This is a genomic window from Pseudomonas parakoreensis, assembly GCF_021602155.1.
In the GTDB taxonomy this organism is placed as follows: domain Bacteria; phylum Pseudomonadota; class Gammaproteobacteria; order Pseudomonadales; family Pseudomonadaceae; genus Aquipseudomonas; species Aquipseudomonas parakoreensis.
This window is the reverse complement of the sequence record NZ_BQHY01000027.1, coordinates 26,388-48,005: the sequence shown is the minus strand read 5'-3', so window position 1 is coordinate 48,005 and position 21,618 is coordinate 26,388. Positions and strand designations below refer to the sequence as shown.

23 protein-coding genes are annotated in these 21,618 nt (G+C 60.3%); 6 read left to right on the top strand and 17 right to left on the bottom strand.

Going from position 1 to position 21,618, the window contains the following annotated elements; genetic code table 11:
- Positions 1-62 precede the first annotated feature (62 nt).
- The 6 genes from L6D63_RS26915 to xerD all read right to left on the bottom strand — a co-directional run bounded on the left by L6D63_RS26915 (position 63) and on the right by xerD (position 6,734).
- Entirely contained in the window at positions 63-359 is a 297-nt protein-coding gene (locus tag L6D63_RS26915; protein ID WP_236170459.1) for a DNA-binding protein, read from the bottom strand.
- 127 nt (positions 360-486) lie between these two features.
- Complete coding sequence (locus L6D63_RS26910; protein WP_131671502.1) at positions 487-1,839, bottom strand: transporter substrate-binding domain-containing protein; 1,353 nt, start codon at positions 1,837-1,839, stop codon at positions 487-489.
- A 119-nt stretch (positions 1,840-1,958) separates the two neighbouring features.
- Positions 1,959-3,368 (bottom strand): threonine synthase, encoded by a 1,410-nt coding sequence (gene thrC / locus L6D63_RS26905; RefSeq protein WP_027610971.1) that lies wholly within the window; start codon positions 3,366-3,368, stop codon positions 1,959-1,961.
- A gap of 66 nt (positions 3,369-3,434) precedes the next feature.
- Positions 3,435-4,739 (bottom strand): homoserine dehydrogenase, encoded by a 1,305-nt coding sequence (locus tag L6D63_RS26900; protein ID WP_095667423.1) that lies wholly within the window; start codon positions 4,737-4,739, stop codon positions 3,435-3,437.
- Between the two features lie 131 nt (positions 4,740-4,870).
- The gene (gene dsbC / locus L6D63_RS26895; protein ID WP_007967782.1) at positions 4,871-5,602 is read right to left on the bottom strand and encodes a bifunctional protein-disulfide isomerase/oxidoreductase DsbC; all 732 of its coding nucleotides are present in this window, start codon (positions 5,600-5,602) and stop codon (positions 4,871-4,873) included.
- Positions 5,603-5,837: 235 nt separating this feature from the next.
- Positions 5,838-6,734: a site-specific tyrosine recombinase XerD gene (gene xerD, locus L6D63_RS26890; RefSeq protein WP_131671501.1), complete on the bottom strand. Its 897-nt coding sequence runs from the start codon at positions 6,732-6,734 to the stop codon at positions 5,838-5,840.
- A gap of 108 nt (positions 6,735-6,842) precedes the next feature.
- Here xerD and L6D63_RS26885 point away from each other — a divergent pair, with 108 nt between their 5' ends.
- Positions 6,843-8,651, top strand: coding sequence for a cation:proton antiporter (locus L6D63_RS26885; protein WP_131671500.1), 1,809 nt, complete (start codon positions 6,843-6,845; stop codon positions 8,649-8,651).
- A gap of 107 nt (positions 8,652-8,758) precedes the next feature.
- On the opposite strand, the gene L6D63_RS26880 is transcribed toward L6D63_RS26885, so the two are convergent.
- From L6D63_RS26880 to ffh, 6 genes are all read right to left on the bottom strand, one after another.
- A complete protein-coding gene (locus tag L6D63_RS26880; protein ID WP_131671499.1) occupies positions 8,759-9,172 on the bottom strand; it encodes an acyl-CoA thioesterase in 414 nt (137 codons plus the stop codon).
- Between the two features lie 149 nt (positions 9,173-9,321).
- On the bottom strand, positions 9,322-9,672 hold the full coding sequence (gene rplS, locus L6D63_RS26875; RefSeq protein ID WP_003175895.1) for a 50S ribosomal protein L19: 351 nt from the start codon (positions 9,670-9,672) through the stop codon (positions 9,322-9,324).
- 45 nt (positions 9,673-9,717) lie between these two features.
- Positions 9,718-10,470, bottom strand: a complete 753-nt coding sequence (gene trmD / locus L6D63_RS26870; RefSeq protein ID WP_131671498.1) for a tRNA (guanosine(37)-N1)-methyltransferase TrmD — start codon at positions 10,468-10,470, stop codon at positions 9,718-9,720.
- A gap of 3 nt (positions 10,471-10,473) precedes the next feature.
- Positions 10,474-11,010: a ribosome maturation factor RimM gene (gene rimM / locus L6D63_RS26865; protein ID WP_003221979.1), complete on the bottom strand. Its 537-nt coding sequence runs from the start codon at positions 11,008-11,010 to the stop codon at positions 10,474-10,476.
- A 5-nt stretch (positions 11,011-11,015) separates the two neighbouring features.
- Positions 11,016-11,267: a 30S ribosomal protein S16 gene (gene rpsP / locus L6D63_RS26860; RefSeq protein WP_003185073.1), complete on the bottom strand. Its 252-nt coding sequence runs from the start codon at positions 11,265-11,267 to the stop codon at positions 11,016-11,018.
- 261 nt (positions 11,268-11,528) lie between these two features.
- Entirely contained in the window at positions 11,529-12,905 is a 1,377-nt protein-coding gene (gene ffh, locus L6D63_RS26855; RefSeq protein ID WP_041063139.1) for a signal recognition particle protein, read from the bottom strand.
- 195 nt (positions 12,906-13,100) lie between these two features.
- On the opposite strand from ffh, the gene L6D63_RS26850 reads away from it, so the two are divergent.
- The 3 genes from L6D63_RS26850 to L6D63_RS26840 all read left to right on the top strand — a co-directional run bounded on the left by L6D63_RS26850 (position 13,101) and on the right by L6D63_RS26840 (position 16,832).
- On the top strand, positions 13,101-13,913 hold the full coding sequence (locus tag L6D63_RS26850) for a cytochrome C assembly family protein (RefSeq protein WP_045122140.1): 813 nt from the start codon (positions 13,101-13,103) through the stop codon (positions 13,911-13,913).
- A gap of 12 nt (positions 13,914-13,925) precedes the next feature.
- Positions 13,926-15,158 carry an HlyC/CorC family transporter gene (locus L6D63_RS26845; RefSeq protein WP_131671497.1) on the top strand — a complete coding sequence of 411 codons (1,233 nt, stop codon included), beginning with the start codon at positions 13,926-13,928 and terminating at the stop codon, positions 15,156-15,158.
- A gap of 357 nt (positions 15,159-15,515) precedes the next feature.
- On the top strand, positions 15,516-16,832 hold the full coding sequence (locus tag L6D63_RS26840; RefSeq protein ID WP_108591030.1) for an MFS transporter: 1,317 nt from the start codon (positions 15,516-15,518) through the stop codon (positions 16,830-16,832).
- A gap of 118 nt (positions 16,833-16,950) precedes the next feature.
- Here the strand turns inward: L6D63_RS26840 and purT are convergent, their stop codons facing one another.
- From purT to L6D63_RS26815, 5 genes are all read right to left on the bottom strand, one after another.
- Entirely contained in the window at positions 16,951-18,132 is a 1,182-nt protein-coding gene (gene purT / locus L6D63_RS26835; protein ID WP_003221968.1) for a formate-dependent phosphoribosylglycinamide formyltransferase, read from the bottom strand.
- 99 nt (positions 18,133-18,231) lie between these two features.
- Positions 18,232-18,699 (bottom strand): VUT family protein, encoded by a 468-nt coding sequence (locus tag L6D63_RS26830; RefSeq protein ID WP_047292733.1) that lies wholly within the window; start codon positions 18,697-18,699, stop codon positions 18,232-18,234.
- A 136-nt stretch (positions 18,700-18,835) separates the two neighbouring features.
- Entirely contained in the window at positions 18,836-19,051 is a 216-nt protein-coding gene (locus L6D63_RS26825; protein WP_131671495.1) for a DUF1289 domain-containing protein, read from the bottom strand.
- A complete protein-coding gene (locus L6D63_RS26820; RefSeq protein WP_047292730.1) occupies positions 19,048-19,572 on the bottom strand; it encodes a gamma carbonic anhydrase family protein in 525 nt (174 codons plus the stop codon). The genes L6D63_RS26825 and L6D63_RS26820 overlap by 4 nt, the downstream gene beginning before the upstream one ends.
- A 47-nt stretch (positions 19,573-19,619) precedes the next feature.
- The gene (locus L6D63_RS26815) at positions 19,620-20,219 is read right to left on the bottom strand and encodes a CoA pyrophosphatase (RefSeq protein ID WP_007967803.1); all 600 of its coding nucleotides are present in this window, start codon (positions 20,217-20,219) and stop codon (positions 19,620-19,622) included.
- Positions 20,220-20,365: 146 nt separating this feature from the next.
- Between L6D63_RS26815 and L6D63_RS26810 the strand changes: the two genes are divergently transcribed.
- Together L6D63_RS26810 and L6D63_RS26805 are read left to right on the top strand one after the other, a co-directional pair.
- Positions 20,366-20,917: an NUDIX hydrolase gene (locus L6D63_RS26810; RefSeq protein WP_047292729.1), complete on the top strand. Its 552-nt coding sequence runs from the start codon at positions 20,366-20,368 to the stop codon at positions 20,915-20,917.
- Between the two features lie 172 nt (positions 20,918-21,089).
- Complete coding sequence (locus L6D63_RS26805) at positions 21,090-21,605, top strand: L,D-transpeptidase family protein (RefSeq protein WP_041063109.1); 516 nt, start codon at positions 21,090-21,092, stop codon at positions 21,603-21,605.
- Positions 21,606-21,618 lie beyond the last annotated feature (13 nt).

The window sequence follows — 21,618 nt, the reverse complement described above, 5'->3', positions numbered from 1 at the left end:
TGAACCCCTCATCTGCGAAGACCAACTCCATCTCACCCGCCCCATAAAGCTTGCAATATGAGTCACGGTAGACGCCCCAGACTCCTACGACAAGGAAATTTGTAACTATTTAAAGGGCACATTTCACTGGCCTCCCGCTCGGCGGCCAGATGCCGGATCAGCGCCAGGCCTTCCCCGCCTTTCAGCTGCGGATCGCAGATCGCGATGTCGACCCGGGTGCGACGCTCCAGCGAGCAGCGTGCCGCGGCCAGCGATGGCGCCGTGAGTACGTCATAGATACCGAACGCGTTGAGCATCTGGTGCAACGCCATCATTCGATAAGGATCTGGTTCGAGAATCAGGACTTTGAGCGAGCGCATGGGCGACCTCGGAAACGGCAATCGCGGACTCGCCGCAGTGGTTGCCCACTTTAGGCGAGCCTCCTTCAGTCCCCCATCGGAAAAAGAGGCGTGTGACATAGGAAATTTCCCAATATCAGTGCGGACCTTATTCCGCCGCCGCATCACGCAGGGTGATATCTGTCCAGCCCCCGAGCAGGCCGCGCAATTCCCCATTGGCGCTGTAGAACGGCACGGTCCACTGGTAGATATCCCGATTGCCATCGTTGAATTGCAAACGGCGTTTGCTGAAGCGGGTCCTGCGCGTTCTCAACTGAATCATGAACTCATCATGCAGCGCGGCGGCGGTGGCGCGCGGTAGCGCATCGACATCAATCAAGCGGCATCCCTGCACCTGCTCAAAGCGGAGCGACAACGCCTCTTCGTAACTTTTGTTGCACAGGATCAGGCGCCCCTCCAGGTCACGGACGAACACCGGATCGGGCATGGCATCAATCAATGCACGCTGGAAGACCAATTGATCGTCGAGCTCGCTTTGCACGTCTCGATGCCGCTTGATCACCGCCGCCATTCGCCGATTCCATAACAGCGACATCACGCAAAAGCCCCCCACCAAAACCACCCCCCAGCAGCTCGATCGGAGCCAGTGCTGCCAACCGGCGGCGGCAGGTTTCGGCCCGATGCCGCCCAGCCAGTTCAGGCGAATGGCCCGGAGTTCGGAAGCCGGAAACGCCTCAAGCGCCTTGTTCAGTATGCTCAGTAATTGCGGCTGCCCCTTGCGCACAGCCAGAAGATCGGCCTCCCACTTGCCCTCCAGCAATTCGCCGACCTTCAGCAGGCCGGAAGGATAGAGTTGCGCACCGATTTCATTTTCGATGGTGGCATAGGCCTCACCGCTTTCGACCAGCGCCCGCGCCTCGGCATAGGTTTTCACCGAACGTAACTCGATGGACGGGTAATCGCGCCGGATCAACCCCTCCAATGCATGCCGACCCGGCAATACCAGCACCCGTTTGGCCAACTGCTCCAGCGACTGCACCTGCGGCTCGCCAGCCCGGCCGACAAATACCCAACCGGCACCGCCAAAGGCATGACTGAAATCCAGACTCAATCGGCGTTCATCATTCATCGCCAGGGTTGTGCTGATGTCCGCAGCACCGGTTTCCAGGCGCTCAAGCATTTGCGCGGTGGAAAAGGATTCCCGGTAGATGAACTGCAAGCCGGTCATGGCGCTGATGCGCTTGAGCACATCGCTGTTGAGGCCGCTCCAATGACCGTGCTCGTCGAGAAACAGGTACAACGGGTACTGCTCCGCCGCCACAATCACTGTCGGATTATCGCGAATCCATTGCTGCTCTTCCTCATCCAGCACCACGGTGCCGATGTTCAACTTCTCTTCCTCATACGCCAGATGCGCCGTCGCGCTCATGCGCCAGCCGTACAACAGGCACAACAGCAGAACCTGCTTCAGGGTGTGTTTCCATCCTCTTTCAAACAGCATTGCCACTTCCTTCGTGATCGACTCACCCGTCCTTCATGGGCGGTAACACGAGCAGTGTGGCAGCAGAAACAAAAAAGCCCGTCAGGAGACGGGCTTCAAAATGTGACAGCTTTTTCGGCTTACAACGGCTTGCCGCGGTTGCCATGCTGGCTGACAAAGGCCTGTACGGCTTTCAGTTCGTTCGGCAGAACGGTGCAACGCTCGTTTCGCTCAAACAAATCAGAAAGATGTGCAGGCAGTTCGAGAGCTTTTCCTACACCGGCTTTCTCCACGGCATCCGGGAATTTCACCGGATGTGCAGTGCCCAGAATCACCATCGGGATGTCCAGGCTGCGACGGCATTCGCGGGCGGCCTTGACGCCAATAGCGGTATGCGGGTCCAGCACTTCACCGCACTGTGCGTAAACTTCAGCGATGGTTTCGCAGGTTTGTGCATCGTCCACGGCCAGTGAGTCGAATAGCTTGCGGGCTTCGGTCCAGCGCTCTTGCTCGACGCTGAAACCACCGCCCTGTTTGAACGAATCCATCAACCCGGCAATCGCCGCACCGTTGCGACCGTGCAAGTCGAACAGCAGGCGTTCGAAGTTCGACGAGACCATGATGTCCATCGACGGCGACAGCGTGGCGTGCAGGGTTTCCTTGACGTACTGATTGCCGCTCATGAAGCGGTGCAGGATGTCGTTGCGATTGGTGGCGACGATCAACTGGTTGATCGGCAGGCCCATGTTGCGCGCCAGGTACCCGGCGAAGATGTCGCCGAAATTGCCGGTTGGCACCGAAAACGCCACCGAACGCGCCGGACCGCCCAGTTGCAGGGCGGCGTGGAAGTAGTAAACGATCTGGGCCATGATCCGCGCCCAGTTGATCGAGTTCACCGCCACCAGACGCGTGCCCTTGAGGAAGCTCTGGTCGGCGAAGCTGTTCTTGACCATTTCCTGGCAGTCATCGAAGTTGCCTTCGATGGCGATGTTGTGGATGTTCTCGCCGACAATGGTGGTCATCTGCCGACGTTGCACTTCGGACACGCGGTTGTGCGGGTGCAGGATGAAGATGTCGACGTTTTCGCAGTGCTTGCAGCCTTCGATGGCGGCCGAACCGGTATCACCGGAGGTGGCGCCGACGATCACCACGCGCTCGCCGCGCTTTTCCAGCACGTAATCGAGCAGACGACCAAGCAGTTGCAGGGCAAAGTCCTTGAACGCCAGGGTCGGACCGTGGAACAGCTCCAGCACCCATTCGTTGCCGTTGAGCTGACGCAGCGGCGCCACGGCGCTGTGCGAGAACACGCCGTAGGTTTCTTCGAGGATCTTTTTGAAATCCGCGTCAGGAATGCTGCCGGTGACAAACGGGCGCATGACCCGGAAAGCCAGCTCGTGATACGGCAGGCCGGCCCAGGAAGCGATTTCTTCCTGGGTGAAACGTGGCAGGTTTTCCGGGACGTACAGACCGCCGTCGGTCGCGAGACCCGCCAGCAGGACGTCTTCGAAATTCAGGGCCGGTGCCTGGCCGCGGGTACTGATGTAACGCATGACTGACTCCAATGCAGAGTGTTCGCAATGCCGGACCCGCGCACGGGCCCGGTCAATGATGGCGACTTAGTTCAGGTGCTCGACGCGGATCCGCACAACCGGACCGTTGACGCCCGCCAGCGCTTCGAGGGCAGCGATCGCGTCGTTGATGCGCTGCTCGACCACGCGGTGGGTCAGCAGGATCATCGGCACCAGACCGTCATGCTCTTCGACTTCCTTCTGCATGATCGACTCGATGTTGATACCGCGCTCCGAGAGGATGCTTGCCACCTGAGCCAGAACGCCCGGATGGTCCTTGGCCTGGATGCGCAAGTAGTAGGCGCTTTCGCAGGCTTCGATCGGCAGGATCGGATGGGCCGACAGCGAGTCCGGCTGGAAGGCCAGGTGCGGCACGCGGTTTTCCGGATCGGAGGTCATCGCGCGAACCACGTCCACCAGGTCGGCGATCACCGACGAAGCGGTTGGCTCCATGCCGGCGCCAGCGCCGTAGAACAGGGTCGAGCCGGCAGCATCACCGTTGACCATCACGGCGTTCATCACGCCGTTGACGTTGGCGATCAGACGATCGGCCGGGATCAGCGTCGGGTGTACGCGCAGCTCGATACCGGCAGCGGTGCTGCGCGCTACACCGAGGTGCTTGATGCGGTAGCCCAACGCTTCGGCGTAGTTCACGTCAGCGGTGGTCAGCCGGGTGATGCCTTCGGTGTAGGCCTTGTCGAATTGCAGCGGGATGCCGAACGCGATCGACGCCAGAATCGTCAGCTTGTGCGCCGCGTCGATGCCTTCGACGTCGAAGGTCGGATCGGCTTCGGCGTAGCCCAGCGCTTGCGCTTCGGCCAGTACGTCTTCGAAGGTGCGACCCTTCTCGCGCATTTCGGTGAGGATGAAGTTACCGGTACCGTTGATGATCCCGGCCACCCAGTTGATGCGGTTGGCGGACAGGCCTTCACGGATCGCCTTGATCACCGGAATGCCACCGGCCACGGCCGCTTCGAACGCCACGATCACGCCTTTCTCGCGTGCCTTGGCGAAAATCTCATTACCGTGAACGGCAATCAGTGCCTTGTTCGCGGTGACCACATGCTTGCCATTCTCGATGGCCTTGAGTACCAGCTCGCGGGCAACGGTGTAGCCGCCCATGAGCTCTATGACGATGTCGATCTCAGGGTTCGTGGCCACTTCGAAGACATCGTTGGTAATCGCAATACCGGTCGTCTGGAACTGAGGCTTTGGCGTGCGCATGGCAATTTGTGCCACTTCGATCCCACGCCCGGCACGACGAGCAATTTCCTCGGCGTTGCGCTGAAGTACGTTGAAGGTACCGCCACCGACGGTCCCTAACCCACAGATGCCTACTTTGACCGGATTCACTGTGAACTCCCCATGAAACGGCCGACGCAAGGTCGGCCGGAAAACAACCGCGCATTCGCGGCTCTCTATTAATGGCCCGGCGATGCTGCTGCCGGACCATGATCGTCAACGGCGGACCGTGACGATGCGAATTACTTGGCGCCCAGCGCCAGTTTGGCGACTTGTGGCGCCGGCTGGTAGCCCGGAATGACTTGTCCGTCGGCCAAAACGATGGCCGGTGTACCGTTCACGCCAATCGACTGGCCCAAAGCGAACTGTTTGGAAACCGGGTTGGCGCACTTGGCGGCTTTGATTTCCTTGCCATCGACCATTTTGTCCATGGCGGCTTTCTTGTCGGTCGAGCACCACACGGCCTGCAGTTGCTCGTCACCCGGCGAGCCGAGGCCCTGACGCGGGAACGCCACGTAACGCACTTCGATACCGCGCTTGTTCAGCTCGGGCACTTCGGCGTGCAGTTTGTGGCAGTACGGGCAGGTGGTGTCGGTGAACACGGTGATGTGCGATTTGGTCTCGCCGACAGCCGGATACACCACGGTTTCGGCCACTGGAATGGCATTGATCAGTTTGGAGATGCCCAGGCGTTCGGTTTTCTCGGTCAGGTTGACCGGTTTGCCGTCCTTGAGCTGGAACAGGTAGCCCTGAACGATGTACTGGCCGTCGGCGCTGGCGTACAGCACGCGGCTGCCCTTGAGCTTGACTTCATACATGCCCGGCAACGGGCTGGCACTGATGCTTTCTACCGGAACCTCGAGTTCGAGCTTTTCCAGGCTTTGACGAATGGCTTTGTCGGCCGCGTCATCGGCGACGGCAAAGGTGCTGACCAACGCAATGGCTGCGGCGGCGAAAATCTGGGTCAGACGCATGAGAACTCCTGAAGGCGGACAAATGAAACGGTCAGAACGCCCGTGCCGGAACACCGGGTCATAACCGTCCATCGTGCAAACCGGCAAAGCCTAACACATAAGGTCACGGTGGCCGAATGCGCCTGACACAAGACATGCAGGAGCTGCCGAAGGCTGCGATCTTTTGACTTTGCTTTTGGAATCACAAGCAAGATCAAAAGATCGCAGCCTTCGGCAGCTCCTACAGGGGGGGCAATCAGCCTCTTGGGTGGTGCTTGGCATGCAGGTCTTGCAGACGAGCCCGCGCCACATGGGTGTAAATCTGCGTGGTCGACAGATCACTGTGCCCCAGCAGCATCTGCACCACCCGCAGGTCGGCGCCGTGGTTGAGCAGGTGCGTGGCAAACGCGTGACGCAAGGTGTGCGGCGACAGTGATTTGCCGATCCCGGCGACCTTGGCCCAATGCTTGATCCGGTGCCAGAAGGTCTGGCGCGTCATCTGTTCGCCGCGCTGGCTGGGGAACAGCACATCGCTGGGTCGCCCGCCCAGCAGCTCGCCACGGCCATCACGCAGGTAGCGCTCGACCCAGACAATCGCCTCCTCGCCCATCGGCACCAGCCGCTCCTTGCTGCCCTTGCCCATCACCCGCAACACGCCCTGACGCAAGTTGACCTGCTCCAGCGTCAGGCTCACCAGTTCGGTCACGCGCAGCCCGCAGGCGTACAGCACCTCAAGCATGGCGCGATCACGCTGACCGATGGCTTCGCTCAGGTCCGGCGCCTTGAGCAGCGCTTCGACGTCCGCTTCCGACAACGATTTGGGCAGTGGTCTGCCCAGTTGCGGCATGTCGACGCGCAAGGTCGGATCGACCGTAATCAGCTTCTCCCTCAGCAGATAGCGATAAAAGCCACGCACACCGGAGAGAAACCGGGCGGTGGAGCGCGGTTTGTAATTCTGCTCCAGACGCCAGGACAGGTGATCGAGGATCAACTCGCGACCAGCATTGATCAGCTCGAGGTTTTTCTCCTGCAGCCAGCCATTGAACAGCGCCAGATCGCTGCGGTAGGCGCCGCGGGTATTGTCGGACAGGCCCTTTTCCAGCCACAGGGCGTCGAGGAATTGGTCAATCAGCGGGTGGTCGATGGCAGGCATGGGCGCTCAAGACACACAACCTCCGGGGCTGCGCGCAAATGTCGAGTGAACTGTAGGAATGGCCGCTAGTCTTTCATAGCCCGCCATTTCAAGGAACAAGGAGCTTCAATGAACGAACAACAAATTCTCTTGGCATTTGGCGGGATCGGCGCCGCTGCGCTGGGTTGCCAGTGGCTGGCGTGGCGCCTGAAGCTGCCGGCCATTCTGTTTCTGTTGCTGACCGGGATTCTCGCCGGGCCGGTGCTCGGCTGGCTCGACCCGCAGGAAATGTTCGGCCCGTTGCTGATGCCGCTGGTGTCGCTGGCGGTCGCGTTGATCCTGTTTGAGGGCAGTCTGACCCTGCATCTGTCGGAATGGCGCGAGATCGGCAGCGTCGTGCATCGGCTGGTGACTATCGGCGCGCTCACGACCTGGGTGGTGATTGCCGTCGCGACCCACTTCTTGCTCGGCTTCGACTGGTTGCTGGCAATTCTGTTCGGCAGCCTGACGCTGGTGACCGGGCCGACGGTGATCGTGCCGATGCTGCGGGTGTTGCGGCCGAAAGCCTCGATCGCCAACATCCTGCGCTGGGAAGGCATCGTCATCGACCCGATTGGCGCCCTGCTTGCGGTGGTGGTCTACAGCTTCATTATCGCCCGCTCGGAGGGTAACGGTCTCGAACAGAGCCTGCTGACCTTCGGCGGCGTGATCCTCTGCGGCAGCGTATTCGGGGTGGCCGGCGGCTGGGTGCTCGGCACCATCATCCGTCGCCAATGGCTGCCGGAATACCTGCACAACCTCGCCTCACTGGCGGCGGTGCTGGGGATTTTCATTGCCGCCAATCAGGTGATGCATGAGTCCGGTCTGTTGGCGGTGACGCTGATGGGCATGTGGCTGGCGAACATGAAGGGCGTGGATGTGCGGCACATCCTGCACTTCAAGGAAAACCTCAGCGTGCTGCTGATTTCCGGACTGTTCATTCTGCTCGCGGCGCGACTGGATCTGCATGCACTGATCAGCCTCGGGCCGTTGGTGCTGATTCTGCTGCTGGTGATTCAACTGATCGCGCGCCCGCTGAACGTGCTGCTGAGCACTGCCGGCTCCAGCCTGAGCTGGCGTGAACGCGCCTTGCTGTGCTGGATCGCCCCGCGCGGGATCGTGGCGGCGGCGGTGTCGGCGATTTTCGCGATTCGCCTGGATCAAGCCGGACACGAAGGCGCGTTGCTGCTGGTGCCGCTGACTTTCGCGGTGATCATCGGCACGGTGGTGCTGCAAAGCGCAACCGCGCGACCCTTGGCACGTTTGCTGAACGTTGCCGAACCGGCGCCGAGCGGCTTCCTGATCGTCGGCGCCAACGGCCCGGCGCGTCTGCTGGGCAAATCGTTGCAGCAACTGGGCAGCCGCGTGCTGTTGACCGATTCGAGTTGGGAAAATATTCGTGCAGCACGCATGGAGGGTTTGCCGACGTACTTCGGTAACCCGGCGTCGCAGCATGCCGATGCGCATCTGGATCTGGTGGGGCTGGGGCATCTATTGGCGCTATCGCCCTCGGGCGAACTGAATACTTTGGCGGCAATGCGCTTTCGCCACGACTTTGGTCACCAGCGTTTGTTCGGTCTGGCCAGCGGTCAGGAAACTCGTCGCACTGACAAGCATCGCGCGAGTCTGGAGCATCGCGGTAATCAGCTGGGCAGCGAGGCGCTGACCTATGCCAAGCTGGCCAGCCTGATCAGCAACGGCGCCGAACTGTACAGCACGACGCTGACCGACGGTTTTGGCTGGGAGGATTACCAGGCATTGCATGGCAATCGGGCGACCCTGCTGTTCATGCGTGATGACAGCGGCTGGGTGCATGTGGTGACGCCGGAGACTGCTGTGAAACCAGGATCAGGATGGACCTTGTTGGCATTGATTCAGCCGGAGGCCAGCGGCGTCTGAGCTGACGCCTTCGCGAGCAGGCTCGCTCCCACTGTGATCGGAAATTGTGTCCGGCACAAAACCTGTGGGAGCGAGCCTGCTCGCGAATGGCGCGACTCGGTTCCGGATCAGGCAGGATATCCGGGTAGCACCGGCACCGGCCGCTTGTCATCATCAATTGCCACAAAGCTGAACTGCCCGTGGATCGCTTTCTCGCGGCCGTCACAACTCATGCTCTCGACGAACACCTCAACCTCGACCTTGAGGCTGGTGTTGCCGACTTTGACCACCCGCCCTACCAGCTCGACGATCGAACCAGCCGGGATCGCATGATTGAAGTCAATCCGGTCGGTGGACACAGTCACCAATGGCAGACGGCAGAAGCGTGTGGCGGTGATGAACGACACTTCGTCCATCCACGCCAGCGCGGTGCCGCCGAACAGGGTGTTGTGATGGTTGGTGGTCGGCGGGAAGACGGCTTTGGTCACGCGGGTTACCGAGAGTTCGGTGCGGCGCTGGATTTCCTGGTCGCGGGTGGTCATGGGTTATTGCTCGTAAATCGCGGGCTTCCGAATTGAAAGCAAGATCAAAAGATCGCACCCTTCGGCAGCTCCTACAGGGGAGGCGGGTTGAATTGCGGGCAACAAAAAAGCAGCCCGTAGGCTGCTTTTTTCTGCATCGGAAGCTGGACTTAAGCCAGTTTTTCCTTGATGCGAGCTGCTTTACCCGACAGGTCGCGCAGGTAGTACAGCTTGGCTTTACGTACGTCACCGCGACGTTTGACAGCCATGCTGTCGATCTGCGGGGAGTAGGTCTGGAAAGTACGTTCTACGCCAACACCGTTGGAGATTTTACGAACGGTGAACGCACTGTTCACGCCGCGGTTACGCTTGGCGATGACAACGCCTTCGAACGCTTGCAGACGGGAACGATCGCCTTCCTTCACTTTCACCTGAACGACAATGGTGTCGCCTGGGGCAAAGGTAGGGATTTCTTTGGTCATCTGCTCTGCTTCGAGTGCAAGGATGATTTTGTTGGTCATGCTGTGCTCCTAAGGTAAATCAACTGATCTACCATCGATACGTTGTTAACTATCGTCCCGCTCGCGGATGTATTCCTCGAGCAGCTTCTTCTCTTCTCCAGAAAGCGAGCGGCTTTCCAGAAGATCGGCGCGTCGTTCATAGGTCCGACCAAGGGACTGCTGTAAACGCCAACGCCGGATATGCGCGTGATTGCCACTTAGCAACACGTCGGGAACACGCTGATCCGCATACACCTCAGGTCGGGTGTAGTGCGGGCAATCCAGCAGACCATCCGTAAAGGAATCTTCCTCAGCGGAATCCGCATGCCCTAAAGCTCCGGGCAGCAGTCGTGTAACCGCATCGATCATGACCATGGCCGGCAGCTCGCCGCCAGACAATACATAGTCACCAATCGACCACTCTTCATCGACATGAGCCTCAATAAAGCGCTCGTCAATGCCTTCATAGCGGCCGGCAATCAGGATCAATGCATCCGATCTTGCCAACTCGCGTACCGCCGACTGAGTCAGTTGACGGCCTTGGGGGGACAGGTAAATCACCTTCGCCGCCTCCCCAGCTGCTGCCTTGGCCTGAACCAGAGCATCTTCCAGGGGCTTGATCTTCATCACCATGCCCGGACCACCGCCAAACGGGCGATCGTCCACAGTGTGATGCCGATCCGTCGTGTAATCCCGCGGATTCCAACAGGTCAGCTGCAACAGCCCCTGTTTGACCGCACGACTGGTAATGCCGTACTCACTGATGGCCGAGAACATCTCGGGGAACAGCGTAATGACGTCTATGCGCAGGCTGGCCATTGCTTAGAAGTCCGCGTCCCATTCCACCCGCATCACGCCTGCATCCAGGTCGATTGCCAGCACGCATTGCTCCGTGTAGGGCAACAACCGCTCACGATCATCCAGGCTGCCCGCGCAGGGCTTGACCACCAATACATCGTTCGCGCCGGTCTCCAACAGGTGATCAACCTTGCCGAACAATTGCTCGTCCTGGTTGATGACGCTCAGACCCTGCAACTGGTACCAGTAGTACTCGTCGCCTGTCAGGTTGGGCAAAAGGCTTCGCGAGATGCAAATCTCATAACCGCTCAGAAGACGGGCTTCATCGCGATCGTCGAGGCCTTTGAGCTTGGCAACCAGATCCTTTTGAGTGGATCGGCCGCTGACCAGCTCGACCTGTTTCACCACGCCTTCACGCCGAAGCGTCCAGTTGCGGTAGTCCAACAGGTTTTCAATCGGATCGGTAAAGGAAAAGACCTTCACCTCGCCGCGAACGCCGTGAACCGAAAAAATCTTGCCGACAACGATCAGGTCATCAGCTTTTTCTGGCGTCGCGCTCATACTGCTCAGGCTGCAGCCTTGGCAGATTCCTTCAGCAACTGAGCAACACGCTCAGAAGGCTGTGCACCAACGCTCAGCCAGTAGGCTACGCGCTCTTGGTTCACGGACAGACGGATTTCCTGACCACGGGCAACAGGGTTGAAGAAACCAACCTGTTCTTTGTGGGAGCCGTCACGCGGGTTACGCGAGTCGGTTACGGTCAGGTGGTAAAACGGGCGCTTTTTGGAGCCGCCAAGGGCAAGACGGATTGTTAGCATGTGAACATCGTTCCTGTAGTCGGTGCTGCAAATCTAAATGCACAGCGGGCATGGGTGCCCGAAAGGCCGCATATTCTAAGGAATATCCGGACTTTTGCAAATGACTTTTTCCGGCGCCTATGGCATGCCGTGCGGATTTGCATATAGAGCCGTCGATGAAAACGGCCGGTCAGCTCCCGCCGAGTGCGGGTTTGCTGTTGATCCTGCGTCCTTGCAGGGTCTGCGCCGGTGCGACGACCGGCGAAGTCTGAGTGTCCTGTATCACATTTTTGGCATGCCGCCGCCGGGCAACATACCGCCCATGCCGCGCATCATTTTCGCCATACCGCCTTTGGCGGTGAATTTCTTCATCATCTTCTGCATCTGCTTGTGCTGCTTGATCAAGCGACCGATGTCCTGCACCTGGGTGCCGGAACCCATGGCGATCCGGCGTTTGCGCGAGCCGCTGATCAGCTCAGGGTCGCGACGCTCGGCCGGGGTCATGGAGTTGATGATGGCTTCCATCTGCTTGAACTGTTTCTCTGCCGCGTTCTGGGCATTGCCCATTTGCGACAGGTTGACGCCGCCAATGCTCGGCAGCTTGTCCATGAGCCCGCCGAGGCCGCCCATGTTCTTCATTTGTTGCAGCTGATCGCGGAAGTCTTCGAGGTCGAAGCCCTTGCCCTTCTTCAGCTTCTTGGCCAGCTTGTCGGCCTTGTCCTTGTCGAGGGTCGCTTCAGCCTGTTCGATCAGGCTAAGCACGTCACCCATGCCGAGGATCCGCGAAGCGATACGCTCAGGATGGAACGGATCGAGCGCTTCGCTCTTCTCGCCCATACCGATGAACTTGATCGGCTTGCCGGTGATCGCGCGTACCGACAGTGCCGCACCGCCCCGGGCATCGCCGTCGACCTTGGTCAGGATCACACCGGTCAGCGGCAGCGCATCACCGAAGGCCTTGGCCGTGTTGGCGGCGTCCTGACCGGTCATGGCGTCGACCACGAACAGGGTTTCGACCGGCTTGATCGCGGCGTGCAGCGCCTTGATCTCGCCCATCATCTCTTCGTCGATGTGCAGACGACCGGCGGTGTCGACGATGACCACGTCGATGAATTTGAGTTTTGCTTCTTTAATAGCCGCGTTGGCGATGTCGACCGGCTTCTGGCTCAGATCGGACGGGAAGAACGTCACGCCGATGTCGTTGGCCAGGGTTTCCAGCTGCTTGATGGCCGCCGGGCGGTAGATGTCCGCCGACACGACCATCACCGACTTCTTCTTGCGCTCTTTAAGGAAGCGCGCGAGCTTGCCGGCGGTGGTGGTTTTACCGGCACCCTGCAGACCGGCCATCAGAATGACGGCGGGCGGCACGGCGCTCAGGTTCAAGTCTTCGTTGGCCGCGCCCATCAGGCTTTCGAGTTCGGCCTGGACGATCTTCACGAATGCCTGGCCCGGCGTCAGGCTGCGCGACACCTCGGTGCCGACAGCGCGCTCCTTGACCGAATTGACGAAGTCCTTGACCACCGGCAGAGCGACGTCGGCTTCGAGCAACGCCATGCGCACTTCGCGCAGGGTGTCTTTGATATTGTCTTCAGTCAGCTTCGCCTTGCCGGTGACATGGCGCAGCGTCTGCGAGAGACGGTCGGTTAAGTTTTCAAACATTGCGCGATCCTTTCAGGCCCTGTGTAGACCGGGATAATGGCGGCCCAGACCGGATTCAACATGTGCTCGGCGAGCCTGCGGCGTGGGCAGGTCGCGGATTATAACGAAGACTGCGTCGGGCGGACACCTCGCACTTTCGTGGTGTGGCGGTTCTATGCCAAACTCAGCGCCTTTCGGGCCTGCCTAACAGGATTTATGCTCCCCTTGTCACCCAGTTTGCTGACTACCATCGCCGCCGCGCTTCTTTATGCCGCTGCGACCCTTTATCAGGGCACCCGCCTGGCCTCCGGCGCCAAGGCGAACAAGCGCCTGCTGGTTACGCTCGGCATCCTCGCCGTGCTCGCCCACAGCGCCAGCCTGCTCACTCACCTGCTGACCCCGATCGGCCTGGGCCTGGACTTCTTCAGCGCCGCCAGCCTGATCGCCGCGGCCGTCATCGCCCTGACGCTGCTGGCCTGCTCGCGGATCCCGGTGGAAAACCTCCTGGTGCTACTGTTCCCGCTCGGCGCGGCGACGGTGTTGCTGGCGCAGTTCGCGCCAGCCGGTACGGTGCAGATCATCGACGAAGAGCCGGGCATCCTCGCCCACATCCTGCTGTCGATCCTCGCCTACGGCATGTTCACCATCGCAGTATTCCAGGCCTTGCTGCTGCTGGTGCAGGATCACCAGCTCAAGCACAAGCACCCGTCGGGCCTGATCAAGAACTTCCCGCCGCTGCAAACCATGGAAAGCCTGTTGTTCGGCTTTCTCTGGGCCGGCTGGACGCTGCTGTCGCTGTCGCTGATCTCCGGCTGGCTGTTCGTCGAGAACCTGTTCGCCCAGCATCTGGTGCACAAGACCCTGCTGGCGTGCCTGGCCTGGGTGGTGTTCAGCGTGCTGCTGTGGGGACGCAATCGCCTCGGCTGGCGCGGCCACAAGGCGATCCGCTGGACCCTCGCCGGTTTCTGCCTGCTGATGTTGGCGTATTTCGGCAGCAAACTGGTTCGTGAATACATCCTGCACATCTGACGGGCGGCATAAATGGACGGTTTGCCCATAGGGCCGATGCTCGCGGTATTTGTCCTGCTGATTTTATGGTCGGGACTCTTTACCGCCGTCGAAATCGCGCAGCAGCACTTGCTCGCGCAACGCACCGCCTCGCGCGCCAGCGATAAACCGCTGGCGAAGCTGAGCTTCCCGCTCGACAGTCTGATCCTGTGCAACACCCTGTGCCGCGCCCTTGCGGTGGTCATTGCCACGCTGCTGGCAATCTTCCTTTGCGAAGAAAATGGCCCGTGGGCAGCCTGCCTCGGCGCCGCTGCCGTGTTGCTGGTGTTTGCCGATTACTTCCCGCGCACGGTGGCCCAGCGCTATCCGGAGGCCGTGCTGTCCTTCGGCAATACCCTGCTGGCCGTTCCGCTGAAGATTCTTTATCCGCTGGCCTGGCTGCTGAGCCGCATCAGCGGTTTGCTGCTGCGTCCCTTCGCGCGCAAAACCCAAGTGGTGCAGCAAAGCGAAGACGAAGAACCTGCCGACCCGAACGACGACCCGGAACACCCGTCTCGCGCCCACCCGGTTTCCGGGATCCACGCGCTGGACAACATCACGGTCAATGACATTCTGGTGCCGCGCAGCGATGTCGACGGCATCAACCTCGACGACTCGATCGAGGAGATCATCGAACAACTGCGCCACAACAAACGCACGCGCCTGCCGGTGTTCCACAGCGACATCAACCAGGTCGAAGCAGTGCTCAACACCCGGCAAATCCGCCATCTGCTCAACGATGGCGAGCTGACCCGCGAAGCGCTACTGGCCGCCAGCTACGAACCGTACTTCGTTCCGGAAAGCACGCCGCTGCAACTGCAACTGCTCAATTTCCACAAGCAGCAGCGCCGGCTGGGCATGGTGGTGGACGAGTACGGCGAAGTGCTGGGCATCGTTACCCTGGAAGACATTCTCGAAGAGATCGTCGGCGAATTCGAAAGCGAGCACAGTCTCGACAACCCGCACATCCATCCGCAGCCCGACGGGCGCATGGTGATCGACGGCACCGCGTCGATCCGCGAGTTGAACAAATGCCTGGGCTGGCATTTGCCGAGCGACGGGCCGAAAACCCTCAACGGTCTGGTGACCGAGGCGCTGGAAACCATTCCGGACAGCGCGGTGTGCCTGAAGATCGGGCGTTATCGGCTGGAGATTCTCGAAACCGAGGACAACCGGGTGAGCAAGGTGCTGATCTGGCATACGAGCTCGGTGCCTGCCAAGGTTTAAGCGCTTTTGTGGCGAGGGAGCTTGCTCCCGCTCGGGCGCGCAGCGGCCGTAAATGTGTTGGGGTCGCTTCGCAACCCAGCGGGAGCAAGCTCCCTCGCCACAGGAAGATCAATCGACGTCAATCCGCTGCGATCTTTTGCTCTTGTTTGATCGTTAGCCTCCTTCCTATAATCGAGCCGCTTACCCAAGCGCTGCCGAGCCCTGTGCTTACCCCGCACAAAAGGGGTTTCGGCCATTTTCCGCACTACCCCGACGACTGTTCCTACTCGAAACAGCGCTCGCGTCTCATCCCACATCCCTGGGTGTTCAACCATAATAATTCGCTCCAACGGAGCCATGACTGTCAGGGATCACCGCATGACGACCAGTACCGCTTACAGCGCCACCGCGCCTGCCCAGCCGACCAATTCCGCCACCCGTGTGGCAACGGCGAGCTTCATCGGCACCGCCATCGAGTTTTATGACTTCTATGTCTACGCCACCGCCGCTGCACTGGTGATCGGACCGGTGTTCTTTCCACAGACGTCCGGCACCGCGCAAATGCTCTCGGCGTTTCTCACTTTCGGCATCGCCTTCCTCGCCCGCCCCCTGGGCTCAGCATTGTTCGGCCACTTCGGTGACCGCATCGGGCGCAAATCGACGCTGGTCGCTTCACTCTTGCTGATGGGCGTGTGCACCACCCTGATCGGGGTGCTGCCGGGTTACGACAGCATTGGCGCCTGGGCCCCGATTCTGCTGTGCGTGCTGCGTTTCGGTCAGGGGTTGGGGCTAGGCGGAGAATGGGGTGGCGCGGCGTTGCTGGCCACCGAGAATGCGCCGAAGGGCAAGCGGGCGTGGTTCGGCATGTTCCCGCAACTGGGGCCTTCGATCGGTTTTCTCGCGGCCAATGGGTTGTTCCTGACCCTGGCCATGACCCTCAATGACGAGCAGTTCCGCAGCTGGGGCTGGCGGATTCCGTTCTTGCTCAGCGCGGCACTGGTGATGGTCGGTCTGTATGTACGCCTCAAGCTTCACGAAACGCCGGTGTTCGCCAACGCGATTGCCCGTCAGGAGCGAGTGAAAGTGCCGCTGGTCGAGCTGTTCAGCCAATATTGGGCGCCCACCCTGCTCGGCGCGGCGGCGATGGTGGTGTGCTACGCGCTGTTTTACATCTCGACGGTGTTTTCCCTGAGCTACGGTGTGTCCACCCTCGGCTACAGCCGTGAGACGTTCCTTGGACTGCTGTGTTTTGCCGTGCTGTTCATGGCCGCGGCTACACCGTTGTCCGCCTGGGCCAGCGACCGTTACGGACGCAAACCGGTGCTGATCGTCGGCGGTGTGCTGGCGATCCTGTCCGGGTTCCTGATGGAGCCGTTGCTGACACAGGGCTCGACCTGGGGCGTGGCACTGTTCCTGTGCATTGAGCTGTTCCTGATGGGCGTGACGTTTGCCCCGATGGGCGCGCTGCTGCCGGAACTGTTTCCGACCCACGTGCGCTACACCGGCGCATCGGCGGCCTACAATCTGGGCGGCATCGTCGGCGCCTCGGCGGCTCCGTTCTTCGCGCAGAAACTGGTGGCGATGGGCGGTTTGAGTTATGTCGGCGGGTATGTGTCGGCGGCAGCGGTGCTCAGCTTGATTGCTGTGCTGTGCCTGAAGGAAACGCGCAATAACGATCTGAATCAGGTTGCCTGACGGAAGATCAAAAGCTTCGCGAGCAGGCTCGCTCCCACAGTGTCCGCGCAGTACACAAAATTTGTGAACACCGCCGAACCTGTGGGAGCGAGCTTGCTCGCGAATGCCGCGCCTCGGTTTACAGCTCTACAACAACAGCCTGAGCCGCACGGGTCGCCTTGGCACGAGCCGCCTCAATCGACTCATCCCGCGCCAACGCCACGCCCATCCGGCGCTGACCGTTGACTTCAGGCTTGCCGAACAGCCGCAGTGCGGTATCCGGCTCGCTCAGCGCTGCGCCAAGGTTGGCGAACGCGGTCTGGGTCGACTGCCCTTCGACCAGAATCACCGCCGAAGCGGATGGGCCGAACTGACGGATCAGCGGCACCGGCAGACCGAGAATGGCGCGCGCGTGCAGGGCGAACTGCGACAGGTCCTGAGAAATCAGGGTCACCAGACCGGTGTCATGCGGGCGCGGCGAGACTTCGCTGAACCACACCTGATCACCCTTGATGAACAACTCGACGCCGAACAACCCGCGACCACCCAGCGCCTCGGTCACGGCTTTGGCCACCCGCTCGGACTCAGCCAGAGCAATCGGGCTCATGGCCTGCGGCTGCCAGGATTCCTGATAGTCGCCCTTTTCCTGACGGTGACCGACCGGTGCGCAGAACGTGGTGCCGCCGATGTGGCGCACGGTCAGCAGAGTGATTTCGTAGTCGAAATCGATGAAGCCTTCGATGATCACCCGACCTTTGCCGGCGCGACCGCCCTCTTGCGCGTAATCCCAGGCTTTCTGCACGTCATCGGCGCTGCGCAGCAGGCTCTGGCCTTTGCCCGACGAGCTCATGACTGGCTTGACCACGCACGGGAAGCCCAGGTCCTGAACGGCTTTGCTGTAGTCCTCGAACGTGTCGGCAAAGTGGTACGGCGAGGTTGGCAGGTCCAGCTCTTCAGCGGCCAGGCGACGGATGCCTTCGCGGTTCATGGTCAGTTGTGCAGCGCGGGCGGTCGGGATCACGGTGAAGCCTTCGGCTTCCAGTTCGACCAGGGTGGCGGTGGCGATGGCTTCGATTTCCGGCACGATGAAGTGTGGCTTCTCGGCTTCGATCACTGCACGCAGCGCGGCGCCGTCGAGCATGTTGATCACGTGGCTGCGGTGCGCCACCTGCATGGCCGGCGCGTTGGCGTAACGGTCGACGGCAATCACTTCAACGCCCAGGCGCTGCAGCTCGATCACCACTTCCTTGCCCAACTCACCACAGCCACACAGCAATACGCGGGTCGCGGTCGGCGACAATGGAGTTCCGATACGGGTCATCTCAGGTCCTCAAAGAAGCGGATCATCGAGGAAAGCAACGCCAGACGCGCTTTCCATGGGGAGAAAGCGCGGCATTTTACATGAACCGCAGGGTTTGGCTCAGCTGGCGACAGCCTGTTTGCGCTCGCGCCAGGCCATGATCAGCCAGACGGCAGTAACACCCGCGAACTTCGAGGCCAATGCCGTGATGATCACCGGTGGCGTCATCAGGTCGATCATGCCGAAAAAGATGAAGGTATCGAGGGGAATGCTCAGCGCCGAACTGATCCACAGGCGATCCCGCAGCGGCCGTTTGGTGATGCTGAACACCAGCCAGTCGATGATTTCCGACACCGCGAACGCCGTGGCGCTGGCCAAGGCGATGGATGGATCAGAAGTGACGTAAGACAGTACCAGCGCCGCCAGCATCGCCACGAGCGCACCGTGGCCGAAACGGGTTTGCACCATGTCGCGCAACACGAACACCAACCCGCCCCAGGCCGACCAGATGATGTCCAGGTGTGGCGCGGTGGAGAAGGCGAAGTTGATCAGCACGACGCTGCTGATGTAGGCGATGAGGAAAATCATGGCGGCGACCTGGGAAATTGGCGCACAGGTTACTTCAGGCAAAGCAGAAGCAAAAGATCGCAGCCTGCGGCAGCTCCTACAGGAAGATCGCATTCCCATGTAGGAGCTGCCGCAGGCTGCGATCTTTTGATCTTCGCTACTTGTTGGGGGGCGCCGGGATCATCCACACCAACCCACTCGCCTTCGCCCGTTCATGACACAAGCCGAGCACCACCCGCCGCTCGTCGTTGGTCATGCGGCCCCAGCGGGTGATCTCCGCGACCGTGCGCTGGCAACCGGTGCAGATATCGTCCTCATCCAGCGCACAGATATTCACGCACGGCGAGGCAACCGGTCTTTCGGGCGTGCTCATTCTTCCTGCTCGACCAGATCACGCGCATAGCGCTGGGAATTGTGCACATAGTGCGCGGCGCTGGCTTCAAGCATTTTCTTCTGTGGCTCGGTCAGTTCGCGCACGACCTTGCCCGGCGACCCCATCACCAGCGAGCCATCGGGGATTTCCTTGCCTTCGCCGATCAGCGAATTGGCGCCGATGATGCAGTTCTTGCCGATTTTCGCGCCGTTGAGGATCACCGCGTTGATGCCGATCAAGCTGTAGTCGCCAACGGTGCAGCCATGCAGCATGGCGTTGTGGCCGATGGTCACACCGGTGCCGATGGTCAGCGGAAAGCCCATGTCGGTGTGCATCACCGTGCCATCCTGGACGTTGCTGTTTTTGCCGATCAGGATCAGCTCGTTGTCGCCGCGCAGCACGGCGTTGAACCAGACGTTGGCGCCCTCTTCGAGTCTGACCTTGCCCACCAGCACGGCATTGGGTGCAACCCAGCTCTGCGGATGGGTGTCGACGCGGGCGTCGCCCAGGCGGTATTTCATCTTGTTTTCCTCAGGGCTCACGATGACGGGCCATTCAAGCGATGGCTTCAGGTGTTGATATAGCTTTTGGGCGGGTGATGCAGGCTGATCTGTTCGTCATAGAGCAGATTGATCAGTTCGACGATCATGATAGCGGTCAAACCCCAGATCTTGAATTCGCCGTAGCGATAACTCGGCACGTACCAGCTGCGGCCCTGGTAATCGATACGATGCGTGTGTTCCCGCGGGTCTTTACGGAAGAACTCCAGCGGCACGTTGAAGACGGCAGCGATCTCGGCATCGTTGGCCTGGTATTCGACGAAGTCGGGAATCACCCCGACATACGGCGTGACCTTGATGCCATGCAGGGAGATCAGCGGGCTGAGCGGGCCGATGACTTCGACCAGCCCCGGTGGCAGGCCGATTTCTTCTTCGGCTTCGCGCAGTGCGGTAAAAATCAGGTCAGGGTCTTCCGGGTCGCGGCGACCGCCGGGAAAGGCCACTTCGCCGCCATGGGTCGAGAGGCCGCTGGCCCGCAGGGTCAGTACCAGCTCGGGCTCGTCACTGCGGGTGATCGGCACCAGAACAGCGGCCTCGGGGAAACGTTTATCGGTCTCCAGCGTGCGCGGTGTGTGGTTGCTTACCCTATGCAGTAGCTCGTCCAGCATGAGTGTTCTCGATCTGTGCCTTACCCTGCATCATGCACCAATCATTGCAGCCGCCCAAGCCCTTCGCCGGGCCATGTCGCGAAACGACAACTTGCCGACCGACACCGCTGCACGCCAAGATAGGCGCAGCATTCAGGAACCCCAGCATGAAATTTTGCAGCCAGTGCGGCAACCCGGTGACCCAGCGCATTCCCGAAGGCGACTCGCGACTGCGATTTGTCTGTGACAGCTGTCAGACCATTCACTATCAAAACCCCAATATCGTCGCCGGTTGCGTCGCGACCTGGGGTCGCCAGGTGCTGCTCTGCCGCCGTGCCATCGAACCACGCCTGGGTTACTGGACGCTGCCCGCCGGCTTCATGGAAAACGGCGAGACCATCGAACAGGCCGCGATCCGCGAAACCGCCGAGGAAGCCTGCGCCCGAGTGCGCAATCTGAGCATCTATACCCTGATCGATGTGCCGCACATCAGCCAGGTGCATGTGTTCTTTCGCGCCGAACTGGCCGACCTGGACTTCGCGGCCGGCCCCGAAAGCCTCGAAGTGCAACTATTCGACGAAGCCGACATTCCCTGGGACGAGCTGGCTTTCCGCACCGTGGGGCGTACCTTAGAATGCTTCTTCGCTGACCGCCGCGCCGAAACCTACCCGGTTCGCTCCGAATCGATTCCGCCGCTGGCTCAGCCTGCCATTAGCTGACTCAAAAAATCCAAAGATCAAAAGATCAAAAGATCAAAAGATCAAAAGATCAAAAGATCAAAAGATCAAAAGATCAAAAGATCAAAAGATCAGAAGATCAGAAGATCAAAAGATCGCAGCCTTCGGCAGCTCCTACACTTAACGTTGCGTCACTCTTTGGGGAATGGTTTCAATGCGCTGGTTGTTTGCTCTGTTTTGCCTGTCATTCGTCTCAGTTTCCCAAGCGTCCTTCGTGACCACCGTGACGCCATCGAACACCCCGCTGATCGAAAAAATCCTGGTGCTCAAATCGGCGCATCAACTGCAGTTGATTGCCGACGGCAAACCGATCAAGACCTATCGGATTTCCTTGGGCAAGGGCGCGAAAAAGGGGCCGAAACTGATTGAAGGCGACAAGCGCACGCCGGAAGGTTTCTATTGGATCGACTGGCGCAAGGTCAGCGAGAAATTCAACCTGGCGATGCACATTTCCTACCCGAACATCAGCGATTCGGCCCGTGCCCGCCGCGAAGGCGTCGAGCCTGGCGGGATGATCATGATTCACGGCACGCCGGATTCGGAAGAAACCCCCGAAGACCTGTTCCACACCCTGGACTGGACCGACGGCTGCATCGCCATGCGCAACATGGACATGCGTGAAGTCTGGGGTCTGGTGCCGGACGGCACGATGATCGAGATTCGTCCTTAACCAGCGACCACTG

What these genes read in the sequence shown, in the direction of transcription:
- dsbC (WP_007967782.1), bottom strand. Translation starts at nt 5,602, where the DNA reads ATGCGTCTGACCCAGATTTTCGCCGCCGCAGCCATTGCGTTGGTCAGC.
- L6D63_RS26805 (WP_041063109.1), top strand. Translation starts at nt 21,090, where the DNA reads ATGCGCTGGTTGTTTGCTCTGTTTTGCCTGTCATTCGTCTCAGTTTCC.
- ffh (WP_041063139.1), bottom strand. Translation starts at nt 12,905, where the DNA reads ATGTTTGAAAACTTAACCGACCGTCTCTCGCAGACGCTGCGCCATGTC.
- L6D63_RS26850 (WP_045122140.1), top strand. Translation starts at nt 13,101, where the DNA reads ATGCTCCCCTTGTCACCCAGTTTGCTGACTACCATCGCCGCCGCGCTT.
- rimM (WP_003221979.1), bottom strand. Translation starts at nt 11,010, where the DNA reads ATGAGCGCGACGCCAGAAAAAGCTGATGACCTGATCGTTGTCGGCAAG.
- rpsP (WP_003185073.1), bottom strand. Translation starts at nt 11,267, where the DNA reads ATGCTAACAATCCGTCTTGCCCTTGGCGGCTCCAAAAAGCGCCCGTTT.
- rplS (WP_003175895.1), bottom strand. Translation starts at nt 9,672, where the DNA reads ATGACCAACAAAATCATCCTTGCACTCGAAGCAGAGCAGATGACCAAA.
- L6D63_RS26810 (WP_047292729.1), top strand. Translation starts at nt 20,366, where the DNA reads ATGAAATTTTGCAGCCAGTGCGGCAACCCGGTGACCCAGCGCATTCCC.
- L6D63_RS26815 (WP_007967803.1), bottom strand. Translation starts at nt 20,219, where the DNA reads ATGCTGGACGAGCTACTGCATAGGGTAAGCAACCACACACCGCGCACG.
- L6D63_RS26915 (WP_236170459.1), bottom strand. Translation starts at nt 359, where the DNA reads ATGCGCTCGCTCAAAGTCCTGATTCTCGAACCAGATCCTTATCGAATG.
- L6D63_RS26910 (WP_131671502.1), bottom strand. Translation starts at nt 1,839, where the DNA reads ATGCTGTTTGAAAGAGGATGGAAACACACCCTGAAGCAGGTTCTGCTG.
- L6D63_RS26845 (WP_131671497.1), top strand. Translation starts at nt 13,926, where the DNA reads ATGGACGGTTTGCCCATAGGGCCGATGCTCGCGGTATTTGTCCTGCTG.
- L6D63_RS26880 (WP_131671499.1), bottom strand. Translation starts at nt 9,172, where the DNA reads ATGACCACCCGCGACCAGGAAATCCAGCGCCGCACCGAACTCTCGGTA.
- L6D63_RS26885 (WP_131671500.1), top strand. Translation starts at nt 6,843, where the DNA reads ATGAACGAACAACAAATTCTCTTGGCATTTGGCGGGATCGGCGCCGCT.
- L6D63_RS26820 (WP_047292730.1), bottom strand. Translation starts at nt 19,572, where the DNA reads ATGAAATACCGCCTGGGCGACGCCCGCGTCGACACCCATCCGCAGAGC.
- L6D63_RS26840 (WP_108591030.1), top strand. Translation starts at nt 15,516, where the DNA reads ATGACGACCAGTACCGCTTACAGCGCCACCGCGCCTGCCCAGCCGACC.
- thrC (WP_027610971.1), bottom strand. Translation starts at nt 3,368, where the DNA reads ATGCGTTACATCAGTACCCGCGGCCAGGCACCGGCCCTGAATTTCGAA.
- purT (WP_003221968.1), bottom strand. Translation starts at nt 18,132, where the DNA reads ATGACCCGTATCGGAACTCCATTGTCGCCGACCGCGACCCGCGTATTG.
- trmD (WP_131671498.1), bottom strand. Translation starts at nt 10,470, where the DNA reads ATGGCCAGCCTGCGCATAGACGTCATTACGCTGTTCCCCGAGATGTTC.
- xerD (WP_131671501.1), bottom strand. Translation starts at nt 6,734, where the DNA reads ATGCCTGCCATCGACCACCCGCTGATTGACCAATTCCTCGACGCCCTG.
- L6D63_RS26830 (WP_047292733.1), bottom strand. Translation starts at nt 18,699, where the DNA reads ATGATTTTCCTCATCGCCTACATCAGCAGCGTCGTGCTGATCAACTTC.
- L6D63_RS26825 (WP_131671495.1), bottom strand. Translation starts at nt 19,051, where the DNA reads ATGAGCACGCCCGAAAGACCGGTTGCCTCGCCGTGCGTGAATATCTGT.